Here is a 617-nt window from a genome sequence, read left to right on the forward strand (position 1 = left end):
TTTAATTTAGAAGTTACTGCACCAGTTACTGGAATTAGATTTTTTGAAGTTCCCTCTTGTTCTCCATTTTCGCGGACAATATTGCTTAGTAGGCCCTTTACTAATTTACTAATGTATCTACTATCATTTAGCTGTCGATTGATAAATCCTTCTGGGATATCTTCACTAAGCAAATTTTTAAGTTTTACCTTATTATTTTTGAAATACCTATTTACATGAGATTCATATTGATCCAAAGTGAAAAGTTTATGCCCATTGACAATACTTCCACCTTTTTCCTTCAGGTATTCATAAGCTGTTTGGTTGTCCTTATCTGCATTAACTTCACTTTCACAGATGATTTTATTACCCAGCGAATCATCAAAATATCTTGATTGGGGAATTATGTGCTCTATTTGATATTTGGTTGTAAAAAGTGAACTTAATTGAATTGGCTTTCCTGTATAGGGCGAAATATATCCTTGTTCTAGCCAAAGTTTATAACGCTGAATGTCTTTTTTGGAAGGAGAATTGACTCTCCTGATTTTTTGAATTTCCTCCTCACTGATTTTTGAAAAGTCTGCTTCTGGATTCTGATAGACACCTTCCTCATAAATTTTAAGTATTTCTTGCTGACT

General features: G+C 32.9%; 1 protein-coding gene. It reads right to left on the reverse strand.

Going from position 1 to position 617, the window contains the following annotated elements; genetic code table 11:
• Nucleotides 1-617: type II CRISPR RNA-guided endonuclease Cas9 (gene cas9 / locus OU792_RS18615; protein WP_274671065.1), on the reverse strand; the 617-nt coding region annotated here is incomplete at both ends.

The organism is Algoriphagus sp. NF (assembly GCF_028823735.1).
In the GTDB taxonomy this organism is placed as follows: Bacteria; Bacteroidota; Bacteroidia; order Cytophagales; family Cyclobacteriaceae; genus Algoriphagus; species Algoriphagus marincola.